The organism is Nocardia sp. bgisy134, assembly GCF_057708325.1.
The window spans coordinates 13,275-38,677 of record NZ_JBYIRW010000031.1; the positions used below are offsets into that span (position 1 = coordinate 13,275).

At 63.8% G+C, this 25,403-nt stretch carries 18 protein-coding genes and 3 pseudogenes; 13 read left to right on the forward strand and 8 right to left on the reverse strand.

Annotated elements, in window-relative coordinates:
* The first annotated feature begins 288 nt into the window (after positions 1-288).
* The 6 genes from AC3ERS_RS34610 (at position 289) to AC3ERS_RS34635 (ending at position 6,271) form a co-directional block, all read left to right on the forward strand.
* Positions 289-1,986 carry an AMP-binding protein gene (locus tag AC3ERS_RS34610; protein ID WP_431972378.1) on the forward strand — a complete coding sequence of 566 codons (1,698 nt, stop codon included), beginning with the start codon at positions 289-291 and terminating at the stop codon, positions 1,984-1,986.
* A 2-nt stretch (positions 1,987-1,988) separates the two neighbouring features.
* Positions 1,989-2,897 carry an SDR family NAD(P)-dependent oxidoreductase gene (locus tag AC3ERS_RS34615; RefSeq protein ID WP_431972379.1) on the forward strand — a complete coding sequence of 303 codons (909 nt, stop codon included), beginning with the start codon at positions 1,989-1,991 and terminating at the stop codon, positions 2,895-2,897.
* A gap of 15 nt (positions 2,898-2,912) precedes the next feature.
* Entirely contained in the window at positions 2,913-3,755 is an 843-nt protein-coding gene (locus tag AC3ERS_RS34620) for a MaoC family dehydratase (protein ID WP_431972380.1), read from the forward strand.
* Positions 3,752-4,162, forward strand: a complete 411-nt coding sequence (locus AC3ERS_RS34625) for a Zn-ribbon domain-containing OB-fold protein (RefSeq protein ID WP_431972381.1) — start codon at positions 3,752-3,754, stop codon at positions 4,160-4,162. Before AC3ERS_RS34620 ends, AC3ERS_RS34625 begins: the two co-directional genes overlap by 4 nt.
* A complete protein-coding gene (locus AC3ERS_RS34630) occupies positions 4,159-5,316 on the forward strand; it encodes a thiolase C-terminal domain-containing protein (protein WP_431972382.1) in 1,158 nt (385 codons plus the stop codon). Before AC3ERS_RS34625 ends, AC3ERS_RS34630 begins: the two co-directional genes overlap by 4 nt.
* A 229-nt stretch (positions 5,317-5,545) precedes the next feature.
* On the forward strand, positions 5,546-6,271 hold the full coding sequence (locus AC3ERS_RS34635; RefSeq protein WP_431972383.1) for a DUF8020 domain-containing protein: 726 nt from the start codon (positions 5,546-5,548) through the stop codon (positions 6,269-6,271).
* Between the two features lie 393 nt (positions 6,272-6,664).
* Here AC3ERS_RS34635 and AC3ERS_RS34640 read toward each other — a convergent pair whose 3' ends face one another.
* Positions 6,665-7,219, reverse strand: coding sequence for a TetR family transcriptional regulator (locus AC3ERS_RS34640; RefSeq protein ID WP_431972384.1), 555 nt, complete (start codon positions 7,217-7,219; stop codon positions 6,665-6,667).
* A gap of 973 nt (positions 7,220-8,192) precedes the next feature.
* Between AC3ERS_RS34640 and AC3ERS_RS34645 the strand changes: the two genes are divergently transcribed.
* Entirely contained in the window at positions 8,193-9,428 is a 1,236-nt protein-coding gene (locus tag AC3ERS_RS34645; RefSeq protein WP_431972385.1) for an IS110 family RNA-guided transposase, read from the forward strand.
* A 169-nt stretch (positions 9,429-9,597) separates the two neighbouring features.
* On the opposite strand, the pseudogene AC3ERS_RS34650 reads toward AC3ERS_RS34645, so the two are convergent.
* Positions 9,598-10,417 (reverse strand): annotated as a pseudogene (locus AC3ERS_RS34650) (IS110 family transposase); the annotation flags it as partial.
* A gap of 447 nt (positions 10,418-10,864) precedes the next feature.
* Between AC3ERS_RS34650 and AC3ERS_RS34655 the strand changes: the two are divergent.
* Both AC3ERS_RS34655 and AC3ERS_RS34660 read left to right on the forward strand, forming a co-directional pair.
* Positions 10,865-12,301, forward strand: coding sequence for a hypothetical protein (locus tag AC3ERS_RS34655; protein ID WP_431972386.1), 1,437 nt, complete (start codon positions 10,865-10,867; stop codon positions 12,299-12,301).
* Positions 12,302-12,371: 70 nt separating this feature from the next.
* Positions 12,372-12,482 (forward strand): annotated as a pseudogene (locus AC3ERS_RS34660) (transposase); the annotation flags it as partial.
* Positions 12,483-12,571: 89 nt separating this feature from the next.
* Here AC3ERS_RS34660 and AC3ERS_RS34665 read toward each other — a convergent pair.
* The 5 genes and pseudogenes from AC3ERS_RS34665 to AC3ERS_RS34685 all read right to left on the reverse strand — a co-directional run bounded on the left by AC3ERS_RS34665 (position 12,572) and on the right by AC3ERS_RS34685 (position 21,688).
* Positions 12,572-16,090 carry an NACHT domain-containing protein gene (locus AC3ERS_RS34665; RefSeq protein WP_488186878.1) on the reverse strand — a complete coding sequence of 1,173 codons (3,519 nt, stop codon included), beginning with the start codon at positions 16,088-16,090 and terminating at the stop codon, positions 12,572-12,574.
* Positions 16,091-16,413: 323 nt separating this feature from the next.
* Positions 16,414-16,722, reverse strand: a pseudogene (locus AC3ERS_RS34670) (IS110 family transposase); the annotation flags it as partial.
* On the reverse strand, positions 16,721-18,892 hold the full coding sequence (locus AC3ERS_RS34675; protein WP_431972388.1) for a hypothetical protein: 2,172 nt from the start codon (positions 18,890-18,892) through the stop codon (positions 16,721-16,723). The gene AC3ERS_RS34675 and the pseudogene AC3ERS_RS34670, both read right to left, overlap by 2 nt.
* Positions 18,893-19,217: 325 nt before the next feature.
* Complete coding sequence (locus AC3ERS_RS34680) at positions 19,218-20,495, reverse strand: MFS transporter (RefSeq protein WP_431972389.1); 1,278 nt, start codon at positions 20,493-20,495, stop codon at positions 19,218-19,220.
* Complete coding sequence (locus AC3ERS_RS34685) at positions 20,492-21,688, reverse strand: alpha/beta hydrolase family protein (protein WP_431972390.1); 1,197 nt, start codon at positions 21,686-21,688, stop codon at positions 20,492-20,494. The genes AC3ERS_RS34680 and AC3ERS_RS34685 overlap by 4 nt, the downstream gene beginning before the upstream one ends.
* Before the next feature lie 113 nt (positions 21,689-21,801).
* Here AC3ERS_RS34685 and AC3ERS_RS34690 point away from each other — a divergent pair, with 113 nt between their 5' ends.
* Positions 21,802-22,398: a TetR/AcrR family transcriptional regulator gene (locus tag AC3ERS_RS34690; RefSeq protein ID WP_431972391.1), complete on the forward strand. Its 597-nt coding sequence runs from the start codon at positions 21,802-21,804 to the stop codon at positions 22,396-22,398.
* Position 22,399: 1 nt separating this feature from the next.
* Here the strand turns inward: AC3ERS_RS34690 and AC3ERS_RS34695 are convergent, their stop codons facing one another.
* Complete coding sequence (locus tag AC3ERS_RS34695; RefSeq protein WP_431972392.1) at positions 22,400-22,945, reverse strand: TetR/AcrR family transcriptional regulator; 546 nt, start codon at positions 22,943-22,945, stop codon at positions 22,400-22,402.
* A gap of 300 nt (positions 22,946-23,245) precedes the next feature.
* On the opposite strand from AC3ERS_RS34695, the gene AC3ERS_RS34700 reads away from it, so the two are divergent.
* The 3 genes from AC3ERS_RS34700 (at position 23,246) to AC3ERS_RS34710 (ending at position 25,393) form a co-directional block, all read left to right on the forward strand.
* Positions 23,246-23,965: a DUF8020 domain-containing protein gene (locus tag AC3ERS_RS34700; protein WP_431972393.1), complete on the forward strand. Its 720-nt coding sequence runs from the start codon at positions 23,246-23,248 to the stop codon at positions 23,963-23,965.
* 31 nt (positions 23,966-23,996) lie between these two features.
* Positions 23,997-24,746 (forward strand): DUF8020 domain-containing protein, encoded by a 750-nt coding sequence (locus AC3ERS_RS34705; protein ID WP_488186879.1) that lies wholly within the window; start codon positions 23,997-23,999, stop codon positions 24,744-24,746.
* 455 nt (positions 24,747-25,201) lie between these two features.
* Positions 25,202-25,393 (forward strand): hypothetical protein, encoded by a 192-nt coding sequence (locus tag AC3ERS_RS34710; protein WP_431972395.1) that lies wholly within the window; start codon positions 25,202-25,204, stop codon positions 25,391-25,393.
* The last annotated feature ends 10 nt before the right edge of the window (positions 25,394-25,403 follow it).

A 25,403-nucleotide genomic window follows, 5' to 3' on the forward strand; every position in this document is an offset into this window, starting at 1 on the left:
TGGCAACTTAAGAAAGGGCAGGGGGAACGACTCTTGGGCCTTTCGGATTAGAAGCCATCAGAACGCGTTCTGATCCGAGTGTGAGTCAGTGCACAGCCTCTTGTCAACCCCTAACCTCGATACGACCGCCGGAGCAGGTCAGAACGTGTTCTGACATCAGATTTCTGCAGGACACTCGGCTTCCGCCCTCGGATCGACGCCACCTCAGATGTCACGTCGTAGTCCGCGGCTGCGTGACCCGAAGTCGACCGTTGCGGATACGGATCAGAACGGGTTATGATGCCGACGTTGCAGACGCTGGAACAACGCGCACTTCGCAACGATCTTTATCTTCCCCCAAAACGAGGACTTTCTATGTCTCCCTTGGTCGACCGCGAGTTCGACGAGCGTCCACAGCCGCCGGATACGCCATTGGTTGGGGCCTGGCTTCTGGGCCAGCATGATCCCAGCAGGCCCGCGATCGTGGCGGAAGGCCGCACAACAACCTTTGGTGAGCTGATCAGCAGGGTCCATCAGCTCACCAACAAGTTCGTCGATCTGGGCCTGCGCCGAGGAGACGTCGTTGCGGGTCTGCTGTTCAACGGAGTCGAGTACTACGAGATCGCACTCGCTTGCTTGCAAGGTGGTTTGTACTTCGTTCCGATCAACACCCACCTTGCCGCGCCGGAGGTCGAGTACATCGTGCGCGATTGCCAAGCGTCCGTCCTCGTAGCGCACGCAGAGCTGGCCGGCAAGATCATCGGCCGGATAGAGGACGTCGTGCCGCACCCAGTGGCAATCGGTGCTGCGCCGGCCAACTGGTGCACGTATGAAGCCTTTTCCCGCTTCCATACAGACGAACCGCCCGCCACGCGATCGCTTGGCGCTCTGATGCTGTATACCTCAGGCACCACTGGACGTCCGAAGGGTGTCAGGCGGCCGATATCCGATGTGGCGCCCGAGAGTTCGCTCGACACGGTCAGTTCATTGCTGTCGACAGTAGGGGTACCGGAAGGCCCCGGCCGCCATCTGGTCTGCTCGCCGGTGTATCACGCTGCGCCTGGCGGGATTTCGCTGAACCTACTGCATGCGGGACACACCCTGTACGTTCTGCCGAGCTTCGATGCCGAAACTGTGCTTCGAACGATCGGCGAAACTGCGATCACGTCGTCACATATGGTCCCTACGCATTTCCATAGGCTTCTCGGGCTACCGGCCGATCTTCGAGGCAGTTGCGATATCTCGAGTATGCGTAGCCTGATCCATGCCGGCGCCCCGTGCCCCCCTGCGACCAAGCGCGCAATCATCGATTGGTTCGGGCCGATCGTATGGGAGTATCTCGGCTCCACGGAGGGCTTCGTGTCTTCGTGCTCCACGCAAGAGTGGCTCGAGCACCCGGGTACGGTCGGGCGACCGAAGCCTGGTGTCGTTGCACCCCGAGCGCCGGATGGAGATCGCGCTCTGCGCGGGGTGGAAGGCACTATCTACTTCAGAGCCAGCCCATTCGAATACCTTGGGGATTCAGCCAAAACAGCGGCTGCGCAATGGGGTGACTACACCACCGCGGGAGACCTCGGGTATCTCGACGACGAGGGCTACCTGTACCTACTGGATCGCCGCGGCGACTTGATCCTGACCGGCGGCGTGAACGTCTACCCGGCGGAGGTCGAGGGCGCGCTGATCGAGCATCCCGCCGTTGCTGATACCGGAGTTGTCGGTGTGCCAGACCGCGATTGGGGCCAGCGGGTGGTCGCGGTCGTCCAGACAGCACCCGGATTCGACGGCAACGAAAACCTCCGCGCGGAGCTGGACCAGCACGTACGCAGTCGGCTCGCGGGATTCAAACGACCTCGCGACTACATCTTTGTCGCGGATTTTCCGCGATCGGCCGCTGGCAAAGTTCCGCGTCACCAGCTGCGGGAACTTGTCGCTCACCAGTCCGACGCAGTCGCCTCGACCACACAGCAAACCGCCGAGGACTCGGCGACCAATGGAAGGAACGAATGAACATGGGATCACTCGACGGCAAGGTTGCCGTGATCACCGGAGGCGGGCGCGGGATCGGCGCAGCAGTCGTGCGATTGCTCGCGGCCGAAGGCGCCGCGTTGGTGATCAATGACCTGGGCTCCGGTACGGATGGATCTGGATATGCAAGCGGTCCAGCGTCGGAGATCGCCGCTGAGGTCGTCGCAAACGGAGGCCGAGCAGTGTACGACGACGCAGACGTCGCAGACGTCGCGACGGGACAACGATTGATCAACACGGCCGTAGAGCAGTTCGGCAAGCTCGATATCGTCGTCAACGTCGCAGGTATCCTGCGGGACCGGATGATCTTCAATTTGTCCGAAGCCGATTGGGACGCCGTAATCCGCGTGCACTTGAAGGGTCACTACAGCACTGTCCGGCCCGCCGCAGCGTACTTCCGGGAACAACGTAACCCGGACGGCCACTATCGCATCATCAACTTCACGTCGGGTTCTGGCCTCCACGGTTCTCCAGGGCAACCCAACTACGCCGCAGCGAAGATGGGAATCGTAGGACTGACCTACTCCCTTGCTCAAGGGTTGGCTCGCTATGGGGTGACAGCCAACGCGATCGCACCCGCCGCGATGACTCGACTTGTCGCGACCGTCCCGGACGAGAAGATGCTTGCGGCCCCCGAGTTGAGTCAGATGGCCCCGGAGGACATCGCGCCGCTGGTTGGCTACCTGGCCGGCGAGCGTTCGGATTGGCTCAGCGGAAGGGTTCTCTTCGCGCAGGGACAGCGGGTCGGTCTTTACAACAATCCCGAGGAGATCGCGGCGGTCGAATCCGCATCGAAGTGGACGTCGGAGGAACTTGCCCACCGACTCGAGCAGGAGTTCCGACCGCTCGCCGACGGACTGCCCACCAACATGTTCACCAGCCAGGCCGGATAGCGCCGGGAGCAAAGCATGACACTCAATCTGGATGTCGTAGGCCGCCGTTTCGAGGCGGTCGAACGTAGATGGACGAGCAAAGACGCGCTGCTCTACTCCCTCGGCATCGGGGTGGGCATCGATGACCCCTATCGAGACCTGCAGTTCAGCACCGAGAACTCGATCGGCATCGACCAAGCGATGCTGCCGACCTTTCCGGTACTGCTCATCGGACCGGGTATTCCGCTGGGAGACTTCCCGTTGTCAAGGGTGCTGCACGCCGCCCAGTCTGTGCAGCTACTCGCCGATCTCCCCGTCGAAGGCCACGCTCACGTCACCGGTTGTGTCCTCGAGATTCAGGACAAGGGGGAACACGCGATGGTCGTCATGGAGTCCGATATCGAGTCTGCGGACCGCTCACGGACCCTGGCACGTACGCGCTCAACGATCTTCATTCGTGGTGAAGGTGGCTTCGGTGGAGACCGGGGAAAACCCGATGACTGGATGGCACCTGATACCGCTCCCGACTTCATCGAACGATTCACGACCCGACCCGACCAGGGTCTGCTGTACCGACTCAGTGGCGACCGCAACCCCCTGCACTCCGACCCCGAGTTTGCGAAGACGGCAGGTTTCGATAGACCAATCCTGCACGGCTTGTGCACATATGGATTCACCGGCCGTGCGCTGTTGCGGACGATCGGCGACGACGTTTCGCGATTCGGGATGTTCGAGGCTCAGTTCCGCAGGCCGGTGTACCCGGGCGACGAACTCGAAGTACGGATCTGGGAACAAACGGGCGGGCGCAAGGTGTTCCAGACCGTGGTGAGCGGTCATGTGGTACTCGACCGTGGCGTCTTCGAGGAGCGTGGGGCATGACCTGCTTCCTTCCGGAACCGACACCACAGACTGCGCCGTACTGGGCTGGGGTACAGCAGGAAAAGCTCATGATTCAACGCGGCAAAGAGTCTGGAACGTACTACTTCTATCCGCGCTCGTTCAATCCGGCGAAGCCCGACGAGCCGGTGGAGTGGGTTGAGGCGTGCGGACACGCGACTCTCGAATCCTATGTCATTACCATGCGACCAACACCCGGGGTCGAAGTTCTGTCGCCAGTGATCGCGTTGGTCCGGCTCGACGAGGGCCCGGTCCTCATGACGAATATCGTGGAAATCCAGCCCACCCCAGATCAGTTGAAACTCGACATGCGGCTGAGTGTGCGGTTTCGCCAACTTGGTTCATTCAAGCTGCCAGTTTTCGGTCCGATCGAGATTGCGAGCGTATGACCATGCACAACGGCGAAATCGCTATCGTCGGTGCGGCCGAGACAACACGAATCGGCACAGTTCCCGACATGTCCGCAATCGAACTGCATGCCGAAGCCGCGCTGAACGCTCTCGCCGATGCCGGCCTGCACCCTGACGACGTCGACGGCATCGCCTCCACCCTGCCCTCGGTCGAGGATGTGTCCCACTACCTAGGGCTCACACCGCGCTGGTTCGACGGCACGATGGTGGGCGGCTGCACTCCGCTGGTGCAAGTGCGCCACGCAGCCGCCGCCATCAGCGCTGGCGCTGCAGAGGTGGTGCTCATCACGCACGGCGAATCCGGCCGATCCCGAGTAGGCGCCCCGGCTTGGACCAGGGCACCGTCCTCGTTGCAAGGCCAGTTCGAACTGCCCTTCGGCGCGTTGGCACCGCACTCGACGTTCACCCTTCCCGCACTGCGGTTCCTCCATGACCGGGGCATGACGGTTGAGGCACTCGCAGAACCGGTCGTGGCTCAACGCGAATGGGCTGCAATGAACAGCAGGGCAGCCAGGCGAACGCCAATCGACATCGATGGGGTGATGGCGGCGCCGATGATCACCTACCCCTTCACCCGAGACATGTGCTGTGTCGTCACCGATGGCGGAGGCGCTCTGGTAATGATGTCAGCGCAACGAGCCGCCGACATCGAAGCGAGCGACAAAGTGGTCTATCTGCACGGTTCGGGAGAGGCCATGGACTCACCGCTCATCTCGCAGATGCCGGACCCCGGTTCCTTCCAGGCCTTCCGAAACTCGTCCGCCGCAGCATTCCGGAGCGCGGGGATCAGTCACCGCGACGTCGACCACCTCATGATCTACGACGCGTTTGCCCACGTTCCGCTCTATGGACTGGAAGATCTCGGCTTCGTCGGCCGCGGCGAGTCGGCCGCCTTCATTCAGGAAGGACACACCAAGCCGGGCGGTAGTTTGCCGATGAACACCAACGGCGGTGGCATGGCGTACACCCACACCGGCATGTACGGAATGTTCGCGATCCAGGAAGCGGTTCGCCAACTGAGAGGCCAAGCCGAAGCGCAGGTGCCCGGCGTTACAACGAGTTTCGTTCAGGGCGTGGGGATGTTCTTCTGCGCCGCTGCCGCTCTCGTACTGTCCAACCAGCGAACCTTTTAGCCCCATAGCGAGCATCGAGTCGGTGTGAGTGATCCTCGGAGGCGAGGCGCTTACACCGGCTTGCGGCGCAGATCCGTCGTTACCCGTGGACAGTGCTCGGCGGGGAGATTGCCAACCGATGTGCGGCAAAAACTGCTCATCAATAGCCTTCTGGCCGAGCGTCCCGTTCAACCAGCTGTACCCGGTCTCGATCGTTCACCGATCGATGCGAAAATAGGGAAACACACAAGTGAAAATCACAAAATTGGCCGCCACATCAGCAATGGTAGCTGTCGGGATAATTGTTTCTACACAGACAGCATACGGAACTCCGGCGCCCGAGACCCCAGCAATCGGCGCCAGCGCAGACACTATCAACTACACGGCCCACAACAACGGTAGCTCTGCCATCGTTACAACCGATGCCGGCACTTTGGCGGTCATAGACGGACAATTCCAGATCAAGGCCGCCGACGGTCGCATCGTCGGCGGAATACCGTTGAAATTGCACCTGGACGAGATTGCACTACCGATCAGTGCCACGATCGAAGGCAACACTGCCACATTGACTCCCGATGTTTCCCAGGCTCGCTTCTACCCCGCGCTACCGTCGCCGGTTGCACTGCCGTTCGAGGACTATGCGCCGTGGAAGACGCCATACGACCGCGAAGTGGCGGCCTGGGCACGTCTGACCAGCACCATTTCGACGGGAGCTGCCGTCGGCGTCATCATCGGCGCAATCGGCGCTGGCACAGTCGGCTGCCTCGCAGGCGGAACGCTCGGCGCAACAGGCGGATTCGCCTTCCTTGCCGCGGGCGCCATCCCAGGCGCAGCGATCGGCTGCCTCACAGGTGCGGCCCTGTTTGCACCCATAGGCACACTCGTCGGCGCCATCTTTGTCGGCGCCCCCGTGGCCATTGCGGCGGCAATACAGTACTTCAGCACCGTCAATGCACCCTTCGACCCACCGAGATAGCAGTCGGCGCGCTTTCGGCCCGGATCGTCAACGGCCCATCGCTCGAGGTCGCGGTCGGCCCGCAACGGTTCACAACTCGGTCGGTAGGCGGCTTTGCTCACGTCACCCCGCGAACCTGCGAGGTAACCGACGCCGCGGCGGTGACGGAACGGATTAGCACAGCCGGGCACGACTCGCCCGGCAGGAAAAGTTGCAAGGACCGCTTACAGCGGTGGTAGCCCGCAATAAGAGCGCGACGCCGAGACACGGTCCTCAAGTACATCCGAGGAGCAGAAGCAGACGGTCCGGCGATTGCCGCGGGACGCTCTCGACTTCCTTGCCGGAGGGTCGGCGCAGGTGATGGCACTCCAACCGACGCACGCTTGCACCGGCTTGCGGTGCAGAGAGCCGTCGTTACGCCGTACGATCCTCGGCGGGAAGATCGATCAACCGATGTGCGGCAAACGAGAACTGCTCACCAATAGCCTTCTGACCGAGCGTCCCGTTCAACCAGCTGATCAGTGCAGTAACAAACACCGAGCTCAACGCTCGCAGGGCCATCTGCTGTTCGCGCGTAATCAGGTGATCCGGCCCCCACGTCGCTAACGCAACAACCTCCTCGAACTTGCCGAAATCTGGTCCCTGCGTTGCTTCGTCATCGAACTCTGGATTGAACGCCGCGGGCACGTGGTAACACGTCGCCACAGCATGCGCAAATCCGCGGTTGTCGTGCAACACCCGAAAAGCGCGCATCAGCGCGGTCGCAGCACGATCGCCCGGAGTCTTCCCAGAAGGCGGACGAGAAATAACGTCCAAGCGCAACCTCTCCACTTCCGCCGTCGACGCAATCAGGATTATGTCATCCTTCGATGGATAATATCGATACAACGTGTGCAGCGACATTTCGGACAGTCGAGCGATCTCACGCATCTGAACAGCATCATATCCCCCTTCGGCCGCAAGTTTCATGACTGCGTTGATTACTCGGACAGTGCGCGAAAAATGAACAGACACGGGTTCTTTCAACTGCTCCGTTCGTCTCATCACCTTCCCCCAATCAACGCCGTAACCTGCTATTCCTCGCGATCATAACACGTTCCCGCGACGGCGAATGATTGCATCTACCAGACGGCCGGCACCTCCAGACGGCAGCTGCCCCGTTCGCGACACTCTGCAGCAAAGAGCTTTTCCAAGCTACGCCTGCCCACGTCCGTGCTCCGAAGGCCGTACGCTCAGCATTCGCGCCGACACGTCGGCCAAGAACTCGCGCCGGGACGGCGCGAACGGACACGGACACGCTGACGCGCAACAACTTCGACACTCGACCACATGCAGCCAGTCGACATCGTTGGGGTGAGAGTGCCACCGATGACCACCTACCACTTGACGCGGGCCAAGTGCTTTGTCATCACCCGACAGCAGTGGTGCCCCGAGAAGCGGCAATGGCCAGCAGGGCGCATTCATCCGACAACAGAACGGCTGCTGTCCGTCGAGCCGCACAAACCTCCCACTCCCCTACCGCGACAGCCAAATTCCGCGAGCCGTGCACGCGCTACACAAGTACCCCTGACGCTTGGTTCGACCAGGTGAACCACGGAAAGATCCACCAATGAAATGCGACGTCGCAACTCCGCTCAGGACGTCCGAATACGCAGGTCAGCAGTGCTGCGCCTGTGGCGCACCGTGGTGCGCGAAGATGTGCAGGCGTTGCGTTTGTCCTCTGGTCGCCGGGGTTGGTGACCGGCGAGGCTTGGAGGGTTCGTCGCGGTCGACCCCGAATCCTCTGTAGTGCCGGTGAGCCTGTAGGTCAGCATGGTGGTGGAGGGCTTCCACGGGAACCGTGGATTGGTGCCTTCGAGCCCGAGCGTCAGACTCCTGTATCTCCCTGCCCTCCCCGCGGCGGACGCCGAATGGTCCGTCGACGGAAATAGAGGTGGCAGGGATGGAGATCGTTCACACCCGGTGCGCTGGGGTGGATATTTCGAAGCGAGACGCCAAGGTCTGTGTCCGGGTCGCCGGTGCGGGTCGCCGCAAAACTGTCGAGACCGTGACGACGTGGGGGTCTATGACCGGCCAAATCCTCGCTCTGCGTGAGCATCTGGTCGCCCAGCAGGTCAGTTGCGTGGTGCTGGAGGCGACCAGTGACTATTGGAAACCGTTCTACTATCTGCTCGAAGACGCCGGGTTCGAAGTGTTGCTGGTCAACGCGCGTCATGTGAAGAACCTGCCGGGCCGCAAGACCGACGTCTCGGATGCGACGTGGCTGGCCCAGCTCGGTGCCCATGGCCTGGTTCGGGGGTCGTTCGTGCCACCTGAACCGATCCGGCAACTGCGGGACCTGACCAGAGCCCGCACCGCGGTCACACGCGAACGCAGCCGTGAGGTCCAGCGCATGGAAAAGCTGCTCGAGGACGCCGGAATCAAGCTGTCCTCGGTGGCCTCCGACATCCTCGGGGTGTCCGGGCGGGGGATGCTCGAGGCCCTGATCGCCGGGCAACGCGACCCCGCCGTACTGGCCGAGCTGGCCAAACGCCGGTTGCGGTCGAAGATCCCGGCTCTGACCGAGGCATTGTCGGGCCGGTTCACCGACCACCACGCCTTCCTGGCTCGGGTGCACCTGAACCTGATCGACCAGCACACCACCGCGATCGCCGAACTCACCGAACGGATCGAGGTGATGATGGAACCCTTTCGCCGGTTCCGGGAACTGATCTGTGACATCCCCGGAATCGGGCCGATCACCGCCGATGTGATCGTCGCCGAGACCGGCGCCGACATGACCAGGTTCCCCACCGCCGGGCACCTCGCCTCCTGGGCCGGCACCTGCCCCGGCAGCAACGAATCCGCCGGACGGGTCAAATCAACCCGGACCCGGCCCGGGAACCCTTACCTACAAGGAGCACTCGGAGCCGCCGCGATGGCGTGTGCGCAGAACCCGGGAACCTATCTCGGAGCCCGCTACCGGCGGATCACCTCCCGACGCGGGCCTCAGAAAGCCAACGTGGCAATCCAGCACTCCATGCTCACCGCGATCTGGCACATGGGCACCACCGGCACGCCCTACCACGACCCGGGCGGCGACTACTTCAACCGACTACACCCCGACCGATCCAAAACCCGTGCAATACACCAACTCCAAGCCCTCGGCTACCACGTAACCCTCGACCACCTCACCTGACTCACAAGCCCGCCACGAGACGAATCTTCGCGTCAGAGGCGATTCTTGCCCGATGCCGTCACATGAGCCGCATTCGAAGCTGCGTATAGGAGGGTAGACAACTCGGGCGAGGGCCAGGTTGGTGTCAGGCATTCCGCGGTCCGCCGCGGGGTTCGTTCGGGTGTTATTAGGTCAGGACCTTGGCAAGAGGGTGATCGTCGAACATCCTCTCGATATCCTCGGCGATCTGTTTGCGCTGCAGCAGAACCGCTTTCAGCGAGTCGGCCAGTTTCGGCAGCACGGTCTGTGCGGCCTTCGTCCCGGGAACGGTGACCGTTTGCGCGGGCAGCGGCCAGGATCTCCTCGACCAAGCGGGCGCCCATGCGGGGCGCATGCTTGGTCGCGATGGCGGTGAGTTTGCGCCTGCCCGCGGCGCGGATTCCCGCGGGTCCGCCGCAACGCGAGAGGATTTCCAGGACCGCCGGGTGCGCGACGCGCGGCGCCAGAACGCGTTCGAGAGCGGGATGAACGCTGGTCAGCAGGCCGCGGATCCGGTTGCTGGTGCGGGTCGCTTCTCCGGCGAGATCGTCATCGAATCCGACGAGAACACCGAGCTCGGTGAGGGTTTCATCGCCGACATCGACCCGGCGCAGCGTGTGCGGCATGGTGCGGGCCGCGTCGGCGATGATGCGCGCGTCGCGGGCATCGGTCTTGGCTTGACCCGGATAGAGATCGGCGATGCGACGCATCGACAGGCCGGGCAGATAAGCCACATCGTGGCCGCAGGCACGGGCAACGGTGACCGGCAGCGCACCGATGGTGTTGGGCTGATCGACCACGATCAGCAACGGCCCCCGAGCTGCGAGCTGGTCGAACACCGCCCGCAGCCGGGACTCGTCGTTGGGTAGCGCCTTGTCGAACAACCGTTTGCCACTCGGGTCGAGACCGACCGCGTGGTGCTCGCCTTTACCCACATCAATGCCGCAGAACACGGCGTAGGCCTGTGTCACTTGCCATCTCTCATCGCATCGGCACTATCCGGACGGCCGCCGATCCAGCGTCGACGCCCGGCACCCACGTACGAAGAGACCTACCAGCGGCCCTGTCCCCATCAGCGGTCCATCGACGCCACCAGACCGCGGCGACACCACCCCCCGGATCATGCGTGAGACAGGGGCAACAAGTCATACCGGGCCTGGCGACCGTAGCCCCGTTCAGGAGCTACGAAGAAGGTAACGGGCACGGTAGCCAAGCCATATTGGCCCGGAACTTGTTTGACGGCCACCGGCTTGGTGTGGCTTGATTGCGACCGACGGCAGGGCTTCCGCGGCAGTAGTACGAACTTTTGGGGCCCGTGTGATCGGCTATTCGAGAGGGCGGGCCAGATGCAACTGTGCACGGCGTGTGGCGCTGAGCTTTCTGCCGACGAGCTGAGCAACTGTGCTATCTGCCGCTCCGTGGAACTGGTGCCTGGCGGACAACCCAAGACCGACAAAGGGTTTCGCCTGAGCTTCACCGTCTTTGGCTGCGCGGACTGCGGCAAGGTTTTCGGTGTCGCGGAAGGCCGCGCCGATCAATGCTCGGAATGTGGATCGGAGCTGCAGCTGGTTGATCGCAGGGCAGAGCTTCGCACGCAGCACTACGGAGCGGATCTGGTTCGCCTGCAAGAACGGCTCGAGTTCGCGCAGAATCTGGAGACTGCGGATCGCGGGAACCGGATGCCCGCCGAAGAATTTCGACAGTGGTTGCCGACAGCATTTGAAACCATACTGGAGTGGGCCGATCGCCTTCCGAAACGTATGGGAGAAGGTGACTTCGATGATCCTACTGCCGCAGACACAAGGATTGCCTGGTCGAGCCTGCTGGAACTCAGCAACGAGATGCTCGATTTCGCAGTGGATCTCAAGTCGAATCCAGCCCCGCCGGTGCTGCTGTCAACACATCGCGCCCTGATACGCGGCGTAATGCTCTTCGGAGCCGCGGCGGTGGGGTTCTTGACCACACTGACCGCTCCGACTGCGGGCATTGCCCGCAAGCGGATGCTAGACAGCCAGGAGATACTGGATTCCGCCTGCGAGGTAACGATCGCGGCGGCCAACCTGATGGCACCGGTCGATCTCGACGCGGTCACCGTGCTGAGCGGGTCATCACTCGGGTCGATGTTTCCCGAACTGGCCGACATTGCCAGGCGCGACCCGGTAATGCTCCGCCCTTTGATCCCACTCGTCATGATCGCGAGAGGGATGCACGACCAACAGCGGCGGTCACGTCGAGTAGCGGCAGTCCATGCCGCGTTCGACGCCGCGTCTGCTGCGCAGCCGCAATGGATCGGCGACTTCGACTTCCTGCTGGCGACAAGCTCGGCGGCATGGCGAAAGCTCATCGACCAGCACCAGCGGATGACTCACATATTGAGTACGCACGACCGCAAGCGACCAGGATGGATCGATGAGGTACTCGACATCGGAGCGAAGGCTGTAGAGGGTCCGTATCGCGCGTACGGAAGTCTCGTGTTGGCAGCGCTGAAAGTGGCAGGAGGCACTATCAACGCACTCGACAGCACCGCCACGGGTAACAGCGGGTTTGGCGCTGTGCGCAATGGTCTGGCTGCCGAGTACCCGGAGTTGGCCGAGGACATTCACCCGATAATCCGACATGCGTCCGCGCACTATGACTATCAAATCCACGGCGAAGTCGTTCGCATACAGCACCTTCCACCTCGTGGCGGCGGGGCACCGATAGTAGAGACGCACAGCTTCGATGACCTGCTCACGGCTGTCTCCAACCTCTCCGAGCACACCACCGCAATGGCGATTGGCGTGATGAGTTGGGTGTGGTCGCATAGTCCGGTTTCGGACCGCGAACGATTTCGGCGCGACTGGCTGTCGGCTTGAAATGGACTGCCCCCGGTTTGGTTGATTCCTGATCTGTGCGGACTTCGTCCTCGATGGAAGGATGTCCACCATGCCGAAGCCGTATCCGGAGGAGTTCCGCCGCGATGTCGTCGCCGTCGCCCGCAAGGGCAACACTTCGATCAAGCAGGTCGCCAAGGATTTCGGGATCTCCGAAGCCTGCCCTGCACAATAGAGCCGTCGAAATAGTTCCGCATTGTCGTACGAAGGAACCCACCGATATCCAGTGGAATGCTGCCCGCTGACGGCGTGTCAGCACCGGCCGAGGTTCTTGGTCGCCAAGTGCTTGCTCGCGAGCTCGCCGGGATTTGGGCCTACCGTGGAACAGTCATCCTTGGAGCACCTTGTTGAACTCGATGGCGGATTGGCAGTCCGGCAATTCAAACACATCCATCCTGGATTCTGTCTGTCCACTACGCGTTTCAGCAGCGTCATCAGGTCCGATGGCTGAGCCGAGACTATGTGCTTGATCACTGCTTCCTGCACATGGCCATCGAGATCGTCCAACAGTTCGCGGATCTGACCACTGGATTCGTCTCCGCTCATCGGGTTGATCGTCAGCGCCGCAACAACACGCAGCACGGGGTTGTCACTTCGCACCCAGCACTCCGGCTCGGGTATTGACTCCAGCGATGCCAACGCCGAAGCGGCAAGTCTTTGGTGACCCGGCCGCGCTGTCAGTGCGGATACCTGCTCCCGCAGTAGCTCCGCCGCATGAGCAACGGGAGTCCGCCACAATGACTTCGCCGCGAAACGTGCTTGGCGGATCCCCAGGGTGAGCATGGCCAACAGCAGCAACAGCGCCGCGTCGGGATCGCTGACCGCGGACCAGTCTGTTTCCGAGCGTTCCTGCGCGTTGTCGAACAGCGCGAAGTAGGGGGCATTGCCACCGAAGCGCTTCATTCGAGCCAACGCAATCTCAGCCTCAGCGGCGAGTACAGCGTGATCGAACCCGTACAGCGATACTGTCAGCCCGATCAGTTGTCGAAGCATGGCATCGGGCCGCCTATAGATGTACCGCTCGGCTCCGCCGTCGTTCAGATCCAGGGTTTCGATGAAATCCGCCAGCTCGTCGAGACGAATCGCTTGGATCGTCGACAGCTCGGTCTTTTCGTGGTCAGCAACAAGGCTCAGGAAGTCCCCGTATACGGAGTTGTCACGACCGGAGAGCCACGATTCAAACCTCGCGAGCCCGCGTGCGTGATCTTCGAGAATCGGCTGGACCTCGGCGCTGAGTCCTCGTTCGGTGAGCAGTCGCACGAGCGAATCTTGAAGGCCGCTGGGCGCCGCAGCGGCACACGCCGCGATCAGCGGTGCGGTGTGCACGTCGTGATCCAACAGGAGTCGCGCCGCCCGCTCCTGTGTGGCAATGAGTGTCTGATCGACAGACCAGGTGATGACATCGATGAGTCTTTTTGCGGCCGGTGGCCGGATATCCGGCAGCGAGGGGATGGCGAGTACTTCTTTCAGCAGTTCTACCTGCTGGTCGGTCAGGACCGTGGGATTCGGGTAGAAATGGAACTCCAGCGACGCGCGGGCAACGGTGTTGTGCTCGGTCCCGTACTGCGCTGCCGCGGCTTCCGCAGACGCACGGAGCTCGCTCGGGATCGGCAGCGACAGCAGCACTTTCCAGCTGCTCCAGCCGAAGGAGGTTCCCTCGGCGATGTGCGCGATCAAGCGCTGGCAGACCCCTCGAACGATGTCGTCGTCCAGCGTGGCCCCTTCGCTGGACGCTTGGGCGAGAACCTTCGCCACACGCACATCGGCTGTGTCTGCTCGTAACGTGTCGTAGACGACGCGTGCGACAGCGCTGTTCAGGGTGCATGCCAGCACGAGCGGTTCGAACTGCTCACTGGCAACACGGGCCTCGACCCATTGTGGAACCTCGTTCGGACACGACACGACCCGCATCGCGTCTCCGATCTCGGCGAAGAGCGCGATCCGGGGCGCCACGGTCTCATCGGCACCGGAGGCGACGAAGATTCCGGTTTCGTCGAAGAGCCGCACGGCTGCCGCCGCGGCGATGTTTGCTCGTGCCGGTGGCAAGCCCCAGCTCGGGCCGAGCGCGGCAGCGACTGCATCCATCACCGCCTTTTTGTCGGCCCGGCCCTGGCTGTTCAGGATTGCGGCGGCTTCGCTGGTGAACGCCTCCATAGTTGCTGTCGGCAAGTCATCGCCTTCCAGAGGCCCGAAGGCAAGGTCGGCGACGCGTGCTGTTTCTCGGGTGGCGACCATATCCTTCACCACGGCTTCCAGGATCTTCGCGCGGTTTTTGGGAAGTAGATCGGGTGACCGCTGGGCAGCCAGCAGTGCCAACAGTGTCGGGATGAGCGGTGTCTCGTGCAGTAGCTCATCCTGCGCCAGCGCTGCTTGCACCCATTCCACGCGTTCGGAGACCCACTCGGATCGGTTCGCCGCCACCGGCATCTTCTGTTTCGCGGCTGCTTCCAAGACCGCGGTCACCGCATCCAGTGCTTTCGACGGTGGCCGCAAGCGCAGAGCTGGCCAGCCGAGAGTGGCGGCTTGGCCGTAGGCGACGTCACGAGTCGTAACGAGGATGCAGACACCGTCGGGAAGATCAGCAACCAGGTCGTACAACTCACTGATCACCTTTCCGCGCTGATTATAGGTCTCGTCCAACGCGTCGAGGAGCAAAGCGATGCCACCTTCCCCATCGAGGCGTCGATTGATCTCCTGGGTGAGAATTTCCTGGTCCCCGACTCTTTCGTCGCGAACAGCCGCGGCGACCAATCGTTCCCGAAAACCCGTCTGGTGGGCTGCGGTATTGATTTCTCGAAGCGAGGCGCGTACAGGAAGGATGTCTGTCGGATCTTGCGCCAACTGGGCCGCCACATGTTTGAGCGCGGTAGTTTTTCCACCGCCGGGCAAGCCGGTCAGAACGACACGGCCGCGTCGCAGGAAGGCCCCGATCAGATCGGATCCGAAGTGATTGTCGTCCTGCTCCGTGGTGACGGTGACGTCCGCGTCGGCTTCTGCCAGAAGGAGGTTGGGCAACTCGGCGCCCAGCATTCGCAGGTCGATCTCCGTACCTTGCCGGATCAGGCGATCGCAGTACCGTTTCAGTGCCAGTCGCCGTGTTTCGAGTACTGCTGCGGGCGTATCTCCGGTGCTCGCAAGCTCAACGCCCGTACCTCGCAACCCCTCCGACCAACCGGCGAGGTCGTGGCCACCCCGCAACCGAGCGATGCGACCCGAGATGTTCATCAGGGATTCCCACGCCGTGCGCGTCGCGTCGGGTCTCTTGTCGGCGACGACAGCCCGCAAGTGGGCCATGGCCAATTGTGCCCCAGGCTCGGCCTGTTCCTCTACCTGTAGTTCCCAGATCACCGCGCACTTCAGGACCAGTTCCCGCTCGGCGTCGCTCAACTCGTCCAAGAGATCGTGGACAGTCGAGAGGATCTTCGCTTCGCCTTCGGTGGGAGGCCCCGGATGAGTTGTCCGGTTACGGTTCAGAACGCCCTGTAAATTCCTCGTCGGGCCATTGAGTGTTCCCGTGACGATCACCAGTCGGTCCATTTCAGGGCAGAGCCCCGCCTTGACCGCCGGAATCCACTGGGCAACAGCCTTCTTCAGCGAAGCGCCAGCCTCCAGGGATCGCTTGGCCTGGAGGTATGCCCGATGGCCCGATTCGAAATCGATCCTGATGTCATCGACCGCATCGTCGGTCTCCAGCGACACCGACGCCACGCGGGCGTGCGCAGGTCCGAGTTCGACTCCTGGCAGGGACACTCCCGCCAGACCGTAGGCCACGGCATATGCTACGACGCCGCGCCGGTACTCCGTGCCCGCGTCGCCGGATGCGCCCGCGACACTCCCATGCCCCGCCCTTGCGCTACCGACCACCACCCCATGAATTCTAAAGATCGCGATGTAGCCTCGCCCGCATCTGCGAGAGAGGATGGCCAGAGCCGTCACACACGGCTCCACCATTACGGTTCTCGACTGTTCCCCGCTCTCGCGATCGTTCGGATAGAGAAGTGCATGCGGATACTGCTGACCTCCGAATGTTCGAGTCAGCCGCTGATCCGGCCCCGACGCGTCCCGTCCACCGGCAACCACAGCGCTACTTCTTGCTTGGTGGCGATCGTGGTGAGTTTGCGATTGCGTTTGCTCGCGGCTCGGATCCCTGCTGGGGCCGCCGCACCGGGACAAGATCTCCAGAACCGCAGGATGTGAGATCCGGGGCCCCGAGGCGCGTTCGAGAGCTGGGTGGAGCTGGACAGCAGGCCACGGATGCGGTTGTTGGTGCGAGTGGCTTCGTCGGCCAGGTCGTCGTCGAAGCCGACCAGGACGCCGAGCTCGGTGAGGGGTTCGTCGCCGGTGTCGACCCGGTCCAGCGTATGCGGCATGGCGCGGGCGGCGTCGGCGATGATATGCGCGTCAGCGGGGACTGGCGACAACGGTCAGCGCGATGGTGGTCACTACGACCACGACCGGAACCAGCACGGCGGCGAGGCCGGGCGCACGGCGGCGTATCGGGTCGGGGCGGCCGGCGGGTCGTAGCGCCAACCACTGCTGGTAGGTGTCGTGGCGGAACTGGTAGGAGATACCGGTGACGCGCAGCAGGCCGGTATTGCGTGCCCAGTTCAGGAACGGAGCGGGCCGTGGCGCGAAGGTACCGGTCACACGGAACAGCACCGACGCGATCGCGTACCGGCCTGCCGTGAGACCGATCGTAGTGCCAGCGGTCGTTCCCAGCATCAATCCGAGGAGTAGTCCGACATCGAGCCCTTGCTCGAACTGGGGCAGCATGGTTCGGGCGAGCTGAGCTCCGGACAGGTGATCGGGGATTCCGTATAGCCGAAGAACGAGCCAGCTACGAAGCAGGAATCTAAGGCCGGTCAGGATGCCGACCGTGAGCAGGACCGTGAGTCCGACGACGATGGCGGCGGTTCGGACGTCGCGGATCACCCGCTGTTCGTCCACGCCGAGTGCGAACCGGTCTTCGCTGGTCGTGCCCAGTGCCTTCATGACCGCGATCGCCACCCCGAGAGGTAGTAGGCACAGCGAAATCGACCAGCCCGCAATAGCGATCGCGCCGGAGGGGCCGCGCGGCTGGAAGTACCACATCCAGGTCGTCAGCGTGAGCGCGAACGCGATGATCGCCCCGGCGACCAGCATGCCTTGCAGGGTTCTGCGGCCTCGGGATCTGCCCGGGATACGCCAAGCCAGACGCGGTGGCGCGGCGAGTTTCGGAAAGAACCGTGTCAGGACAGACCAGAATCCGAACCACAACCCCAGCCACAGCCACAGCCAGGTCAGTATCGCTGTCTCGCCGATGAGATAGGCGCCGGACAACAATCCGGTCGCCGTGCTGTAGAAGAGCCCGCCTCCCAGGACGAACGCAGATAGCGTCAGTGATCGGGTCGGCCGCACACCGGCCAGTTCCCAGATACGGTCGAGGGTGATATCGGTGCCGCCACGTCCCCGAATCCGCTGTGCCTGGAGGTGCTCGGCGAGGTTGTGCAGCCAGATATCGACAGCGCGTTCGGTGTAGGCGCGGGTCGCCGCGGTGCGTTCAGTCGCGGCGATCGCCGCCGGAATCATGCTGGCGAACAACAGATCACACACCGCCGTGACGGTGGAACACGCGGCCAGCGCGTCGGCGGTGTCACGGCCGCCGCCATGTAGAGCGGGCGCGGCCAGTCCGAGCAGCCACGGTGTGCGCAACGCGGTGGCCAGCGGTCCGTCCGGATCCTGCTCGAGCCGCGCGGTCACCGACCCCCACGCCTGTTCGGCAACTCCGAGCTGGTCACGGTAATCATCGAGATAGCAGTAGATATCGGTCGTGGTCAGCGTTTGCACCGTCACCGTGGTCGCACCGTGCAGACCGGCATCGCCACGCAGACCGGTGATCCTGGCGAACACCGGAGTGCGGCACAGGACGACGAGACCACGGTTGCGCCAAGGGGTTTCGTTCAACCGATCCAACACGGTCCGCGCACGTATCGATGCGCCATCGAGAGGATCCATCTCGTCCAAGCCGTCCAGCACCGGCAGGATCCGGCCACTGTCGATCAGGGCTCGCGCCACACGCGCGTGCAGGGCGAAATCGAGGCACAGTCTCGTCGCCAACCAGCCCGAGAACGATTCGCTGCCATCCCATCCCGAGGCATTGACGCGAACAGGCACCGGCGCGGCCGCGCGCAGCGAATCCGACAACAGCGCCCGATCACGCAACTGATCGAGGACCAGATGGATCGCCGACACTGTCTTGCCCGCCCCCGCCGCACCCAAAACCACCAGCCGACGCTGCGTCACCTTCTCCCGGTAGTAGGTACCGATATTCGCCAGCACACAACGAGCGTCATCGCCCGAACGCCGCCGTGACGCGATCCGGAATTCCAGATCCATCACCGTGCCCGGCCCCGCCCTCAGCTGATCACGCAGCACCGTTTCCCGCCGCTGGACCGCCTCTGCCAAACCGTCGGCATGCCCCGCCAGCGCCGACCGCGAGATGTCCGGTCGTACCCGCCGCAACAGCCAGCCACCAACTGGCTTCGCCAGTCCCGCAACGGCTTTCACCGCAGCGCCTTCCAACCCGCTCGTCACGATTTCCGAGCATGACACCGCGCAGCGCGTTTGTCTGCGTGTCGCGCCCGGGGCGGCAAAGATCGGGCGGATCTTACGTAAACCGCTGATAACGCTTGATTTTCGGGCTCTCGTGCTGCACATCGTGGTCGACTGGTGTTCGGCGTGACTCTTCGTCGATGTTGCTGGCGCCGGGTTTCACCGAGTCTCCTGGCAGTCCATGCGGCCCTCGTCGGACAGCCTTGCCAGACGAGGACCGACGTACTGGGATCGCTACACCGAGTCGCCGTGCACACGAATCATGCAGGGCATGCTCGTCGAAACCAACGGCCTGCGTAAGCCCGTCCTACACGCGGCCGATTACGCCGATCTCGGTCTCAGCGGGGTCGGTCCGCAACTGGTCTCGATCCGGTCTGATCGCGAGCATCGACACGGCTGCGCCGGCCACCAGCAACAATCCAGCCAGATCGAATGCCATCGCGAAGCCGACCGAGGGGCTCGGTGCGGCGTCGATGAGTCTGCCGGTGACGTAGGGTGCCAGCAGGCTGGCCACTGCGGCTACCGCGTAGGAGGTTCCGAGTGCCGCGCTGCGCTGTCGGTCCGGGCAGATGTCGGCGATCGCGGCGTTGACCAGCGGTGTTTGTGCGTTGCCCGCCGAGAAGGCGATCACGACGACGAGCAGGACCAGCGGTGCCACGTCCAGCCTGGTTACTGCCAGCATGCAGATGCCGGCCAGTGCGGCGACGGCGCCGCCGAGCACACCATGGGCGAGCCGACGGGAGGCGCCGCGCCGGGCGGCCCGCTGTGCGATGACACCGACGGTCAGTACAAGGGCGATGGCGACCACACTCGGCAGTCCGATCAAGCCGCCGACCGCGGCCTCGCTGAATCCGACCTCGTCCGCCAAGTACAGCGGCAGCCAGGCGAGCCCAAGCGCGAGGGACCACATGACAGTGAAGGTCGCGAACGTCCCACCGAGCCAGGTTCCGGTGGCCACGATTCGGAGAAACGGCACTTCCTTCTGAGTACTCGAATCAGCGTTGCCACCAACATGATAGGGGCCGGTATTGCCCCAGCGCAGCCACGCCGACAACCACAGTAGGCCCAGGATGCCGAGCAGGCCGAAGGCCGCGCGCCAGCCCAACGCGCTGATGGTCACGATGATCAACGGACCACCGAGCACCGCGCCGAGCGCACCGCCAGCGGTGATCACCGCCGATGGCAGTGCCCGCCGCTGCTCTGGAAACCAGGTGAAGGCAGTGTGGTTGGCCAGCGGGAATCCAGGACCTTCACCGGCGCCGAGCAGGACGCGAGTGCCGAGCAGGATCGCGAATCCGGTCCCGGGAACAAGGATCGGGAGCTGCGCGACGGACCAGATGAACACCAAGATGGCGAGCAACAGGCGTACCGGCACCCGGTTGCCGAGGAATCCGACCAGCACCGCCGATGCGCTGAACAGCAGGTAGAAGCCTGCCGCCACCATCCCGAATCCGGTCGCGGAGAGTCCGAGTTCGTTCATGATCGGGTCGGCGGTGAGGCCGAGCACGGCCTTGTCGGCGAAGTTGATCATCATGAACAGCATCAGTAGGGCCAGCACGCGGTTGGCCCGGCGTGTGGCGCTCACAGGCTCAGACGGGTGTCGAGCCAGTCGAAGGTTCGCTGGTTGAACAGCAACGTCGCACCCTCGTGACAATGCTCGCCGCCACCGTCGGCGGACGCGAACACCATCAGTTCCTTCTCGCACCGGAGCGCGTCGTAGACCTGCCGAGGCTGGCCGCGGAAGAACTGGTCGTTCTCCGCGTCGAGGACGAGGGTGGGGCAGGTGATCTTGTCGGCGATGCCGTCCACGGTGAACGGCCGGGTGATTCGGATGTATTCGGCGGGGGACGCGGCCCCGAACGTCCACATGCCGTTGCGCACCGCCCATCGGCTTTGGGTCGACATCATCATCAGTTCGAGGACCGGGTTCGCGAGGTCATCACGCTTGTCGAGGATCCAGTCGTACAGGAACGGTGGCATCACACTGCGGTAGGCGTCATGGAAGCTGTAAACGCCGTCGTGCAGCACGCAAGCTGCGAAGCGGTGCTCGAAGGCGGCCGCGCGGGCCGCGAGGTATCCGCCGAGACTGGTGCCGAACAGGACAAGACGGTCCCGATCGACTCCGGGCAACGTCAGTGCGTGGTCGAGAACTGGAGTCACCACGTGTTCCCAGTCGGGTCGGAACACCAGCCCCGACTCCCGCCGGGCCGAGGCCTGGCCGGGCCCCTCGAACCCCAGCACGTTGTAGCCGCGCCGCAGGGCACCTTCGGCCGCGAAGAAGTACAGCTCTTCGAGAGTCGAGTCGAAGCCACCGTGCAGGATGACCGTGGGCCGAGCCTTGTCCGAATCATCCACGCGGAACAGGTATCCGGGCAGTTCGCCGCCCTCGTAAGGGATGGCCTGCGGGATCGGCGGAACGTCGAACAGCTCGGCGGCTTCGGCGAATGTCTGCCGTGACAGCCGAGCCAGGCGGGCCGATTCGGCGTCGTTGTCCGGGTCGAGCCTGCGGTAGAAGTCCGCGTTTCGGTAGTAGTTCGACGCACGCAGGAGAGCTTCCCTGGCGCTGACTCGGCGGCCGGCGGCGAGAGCGGTCCAGGCGATCCGATGAACGCGCTCGGCAGTGGCCGACCATTCCCGGCACCACGCCTCTTCGTCGCCCTCGGGGATGTTCTGGCAGGTGGCCAGCACTTCGCCGAGCTCGGCCCCGCCGTAGGCGCCGTGTCCGGCAGTCCGCAAGGCTTCGAACGAGAACGACTCGTCGTCGAACAGAAACTTCATTGTCCCTCCATGCAGGCAAACACGGAACGGAACCGTTCCGTTGCGTTCAGGTTTGCGAGCGTAGCCCTGATAGCATCGGAACGCAACCGTTCCGTTCTTTTGAGGGGTATCGAATGACCAGCCGCCGAGCCGCGGGAGCGGCAGCCCTTCGGGAAACCGTGACCGAAACGATCACTCGTGCTGCCCTGGACGAACTCGCCGAAATCGGGTACGCGCGGATGTCGATGGAGGCGGTGACTCGCCGCGCCGGTGTCGGTAAGGCGGCGCTGTACCGGCGGTGGCCCTCCAAGGATGCGATGCTGATCGATCTGATATCCACCGCCGTGCGTGCGCACAGTCCCGCCGACATCGACACCGGATCGCTGCGTGGTGACGTCGAGGCATTCATCCGCGACGTCGTCGGCGCCCTGACTCATCAGCTGGTGAGCCGGATCGTTCCCGACCTGTTCGCCGAAGCGGCCCGCAATCGCGACCTGGCCGACGCGTTACGCGCGGCAGTGGCGGCGCCCCGCCGCGCGGCGGCCGCGCAACTCCTCCAACGCGGCATCGACCGCGGAGAATTGCCCACTCAGCTCGACTTCGAGCTGGGGATGGACCTTCTCGGAGCTCCGCTGTTCTTCCGGCTGCTGATCAGCCGCGGGCCGGTGGACGACGGCTACATCGCCCGCCTGACCAACGCCACGCTCGCCGCTCTCGCCGCCGCCGCGTAATTCATTCGTCCGCCTCGATCGCGGCGCCGAAGGCGCGGAGTGCTCGCTCGACGCAGGAGCGGATGAATGCCTCGTCGACCAAACCGCCGGTGACGAGAACGCGCAGGTAGATCGGAGCAATCGCGAACTCGGCCAACTCCTGCGCATCGGTCTGAGCGGGGAGTTCGCCGCGGGACATCGCTTGTTCGACGAGCGCGGCCGAGGATCGAAAGCGGGTCGCCCAGAATCGGCGGCGTGCGGCGTCGACGCCCTCGACGGAGTCGGCGATCGCGACCTGAACCCGGAGCAACGCGAGCAGTGGCGGCTGAGCGAGCACGGCCGTGACCTCGTGCAGCAATTCGGTCAGGTCGCCGCGCAAGGAGCCGGTATCCGGGACGTGGATCTGTTGCTCCATGTGTGCGAGCATCGCGTCGGCGACGAGGTCCTGCTTCCCCTGCCAGCGCCGATAGATGGTCGTCGGATGGACTCCGGCGTTGTGGGCTGCGTCGGGGATCTCGAAACCGTGGTAGCCGCGCTGAATCAACAGTTCCAGTGTCGCTTTGCGCACCGCCTCCACTACACGGGCGCTACGTCCTCCCTGTCTCGCCTTGGCCGCCCGGGCTTCATGTTGTGTCACGACGAAAAGCTTGACATCCGGCCAGCGGCCGCTCAAACTTCGCTAACGCATTTTCAAATGCGTTAAGTGGCTCCCTTGGCCGAATCCCGCTCAGGCCAACCACGAAACCATCATCGCCGCAAGGGATTGGACCCCCGGCGGGCAACACCATGCCACCGCACAACCCGATCCGGGCGTTCGGTCATCCCCTTCCGGCTTTCACCGCGGAATCGGGGCATCAGAGGAGGAATTATGAGAACTCGTAGGCCAGTCATCACCGCACTGCTCGCTGTGTTCATCGTCGAGGTGGCCGCCACACCGGCCGATGCGGCGCCCGAAACGCCCGAACCTGTGCGATATCACGCGGCATTGTCCGGGAATGCCGTCGTCACCACGCTCGACCGCGGTGTTTTCACCGTCGCCGCTGACTCACAATCCCTCAGCATCCGCGACATCAGCGGACAGTCTCTCACCTCTTTGCCCTTGACCTTCACTGTCGACGGGCAGCGCCTGCCGCTCCAGCACCATATCTCCGCTGATGGGCGCACCCTCACCCTTACCCCCGAGACGAGCGGCCTGCGTGCGGACGCCGTGCGTCCGGTCGCCTCCCCCCTCGAAAACCAGTTGGCGATGAACGATCTCATCAACGCGGTGAGCATCGGGACGTCGATCGGCAGTCTGATCGGTACCGCCATCGGAGCCGTCATCGGGGTCGGCGTCGGATTCGCTGTCGCGGGGGCCTCCTGCGTGGTGCTCAGCGTCGGCTGCGTGATCGCGGTGCTCCCGATTGTCACCCTCGTCGGCGCGGTCGGCGGCCTCACCGGCCTCGTTCTCGGTGGTGGGCCCACCGCCGCGTACGCGCTCTACGAATACGTCACGATTCTCGGAACCGCTCCGGGAGAGAGCAAGTACGCCGAGCACCTGTCCGCCAAGCCTGGCGTTGCCCCGACACCAGCGCCCGCCGTCCGTTGATCGCGATCCCCGAGCTGGAAGTGGAATCGGAATGAAGTACCGCACAACAACTTCGGCAGTTCTCGCGACGGCCTGTGCGGTCGTTGCCGCGGCGGCGCCCAGCGCGGCCGAAGCGCCAGCGCCGGTCGGATACCGCGCCGCGGTCGTCGGCGAATCCGTGATCGCCACCCTGGACAGCGCCGCATTCACACTCGCGCCGGACCGGCAGACCGTCGCCGTTCACGCCAGTGACGGGCGATTGGTATCGACGCTGCCGCTCACCATTGAGCTGGACGGGCACCGTGCGATGATCCACGAGCGCATTTCCGCCGACGGGCGCACGCTGACCCTCACCCCCGACCTCACCGATATTCGCTCGGACGGACCACGTCCCGTCGCCTCCCCGATGGAGGAGCAACTAGCCTTGAATGAGTTGGCCGACAACATGATTCGCGGTCCGCTGATCGGCACCGTGATCGGCACCGTGCTGGGCGCACTGATCGGCGCCGCGATCGGTCTCGGTTCCTGTCTCATCGTTGGCCCGGGTTGTCTGGCCACGACCCCCGCCGCGATCGCCGCGTTCGCCGGAGCCGGCGGACTGGTCGGCACCTTGGTGGGCGGTGGCGCGGTCCTGGTCGACGGCCTGTGGAAATACCTCACGACGGTGCAGGCTCCGCCCGGCCAGAGCCCCTATGCGAACCAGGACGGTGTGCTTGATCCGCGAGGTGGCGGCGTTCCCGACGCACACCTGCGCCTACCGAGCGGATCGTCGGCCGGGCTGAAGGCTGGATCGGCCAGATAGCGAGCGTGTTGCATGGATGGCGGTGCGGGCCCCTTTCTCCTGCACCGCCAAGCCGCGTGCCTGCTGGCGGACCTGAAAAGCCACACCCGCGGCTGGTCGGCGATCGTGGTCGGTGAAGGGACGCGCTGCTGGTTCGGCAACCAGTTCAGACTTGTCGCTATTCGATCCTCGTCGCCGCAAGGCGATCGACCGAGGACTCACCCGGCAGCTGCGCAGCGGGCGGGTGATGCGCCACCCCAAACGCGTGCGCCAGCCGGACGGGCGAGGGGTGATCAAGGATCTGGTTCTGATCAGCGAGCGCCCGGCCGAAGTCGAAAACCGTATGGTCGCTGGCCCTCTGGGGCGCGGTCGCCGACTTCTACGACATCCGATTCCACGACCGGGCGACCGAGGTGCTCGCAGATGCGACGATGCCGGGAGCATCCTGATTTCCCGGCGCCACGCTCAACTACGGCATGGGTGGGTTGTGGTGGTGGGTGCACGCGCGGTCGGCGCGCGACATCGTCGAGACCTTCGCCGAGACCGTGGTCGTCGAGGATCCCGGGCGGTTGGCCGACGCCCCGACATGGGAGCTGACCGAGGTCGATATCGATGATCGCGACGACCTGGCCTTGCAGGAGTTGCGGGCGCAACGCGAATCCCAGTGAGACAGACCGG

Excerpts from the sequence above, each read along its gene's own strand:
- AC3ERS_RS34615 (WP_431972379.1), top strand. The coding sequence starts at position 1,989 with ATGGGATCACTCGACGGCAAGGTTGCCGTGATCACCGGAGGCGGGCGC.
- AC3ERS_RS34620 (WP_431972380.1), top strand. The coding sequence starts at position 2,913 with ATGACACTCAATCTGGATGTCGTAGGCCGCCGTTTCGAGGCGGTCGAA.
- AC3ERS_RS34625 (WP_431972381.1), top strand. The coding sequence starts at position 3,752 with ATGACCTGCTTCCTTCCGGAACCGACACCACAGACTGCGCCGTACTGG.
- AC3ERS_RS34630 (WP_431972382.1), top strand. The coding sequence starts at position 4,159 with ATGACCATGCACAACGGCGAAATCGCTATCGTCGGTGCGGCCGAGACA.
- AC3ERS_RS34640 (WP_431972384.1), bottom strand. The coding sequence starts at position 7,219 with ATGAAACTTGCGGCCGAAGGGGGATATGATGCTGTTCAGATGCGTGAG.
- AC3ERS_RS34645 (WP_431972385.1), top strand. The coding sequence starts at position 8,193 with ATGGAGATCGTTCACACCCGGTGCGCTGGGGTGGATATTTCGAAGCGA.
- AC3ERS_RS34685 (WP_431972390.1), bottom strand. The coding sequence starts at position 21,688 with ATGAAGTTTCTGTTCGACGACGAGTCGTTCTCGTTCGAAGCCTTGCGG.
- AC3ERS_RS34690 (WP_431972391.1), top strand. The coding sequence starts at position 21,802 with ATGACCAGCCGCCGAGCCGCGGGAGCGGCAGCCCTTCGGGAAACCGTG.
- AC3ERS_RS34700 (WP_431972393.1), top strand. The coding sequence starts at position 23,246 with ATGAGAACTCGTAGGCCAGTCATCACCGCACTGCTCGCTGTGTTCATC.
- AC3ERS_RS34705 (WP_488186879.1), top strand. The coding sequence starts at position 23,997 with ATGAAGTACCGCACAACAACTTCGGCAGTTCTCGCGACGGCCTGTGCG.
- AC3ERS_RS34710 (WP_431972395.1), top strand. The coding sequence starts at position 25,202 with ATGGGTGGGTTGTGGTGGTGGGTGCACGCGCGGTCGGCGCGCGACATC.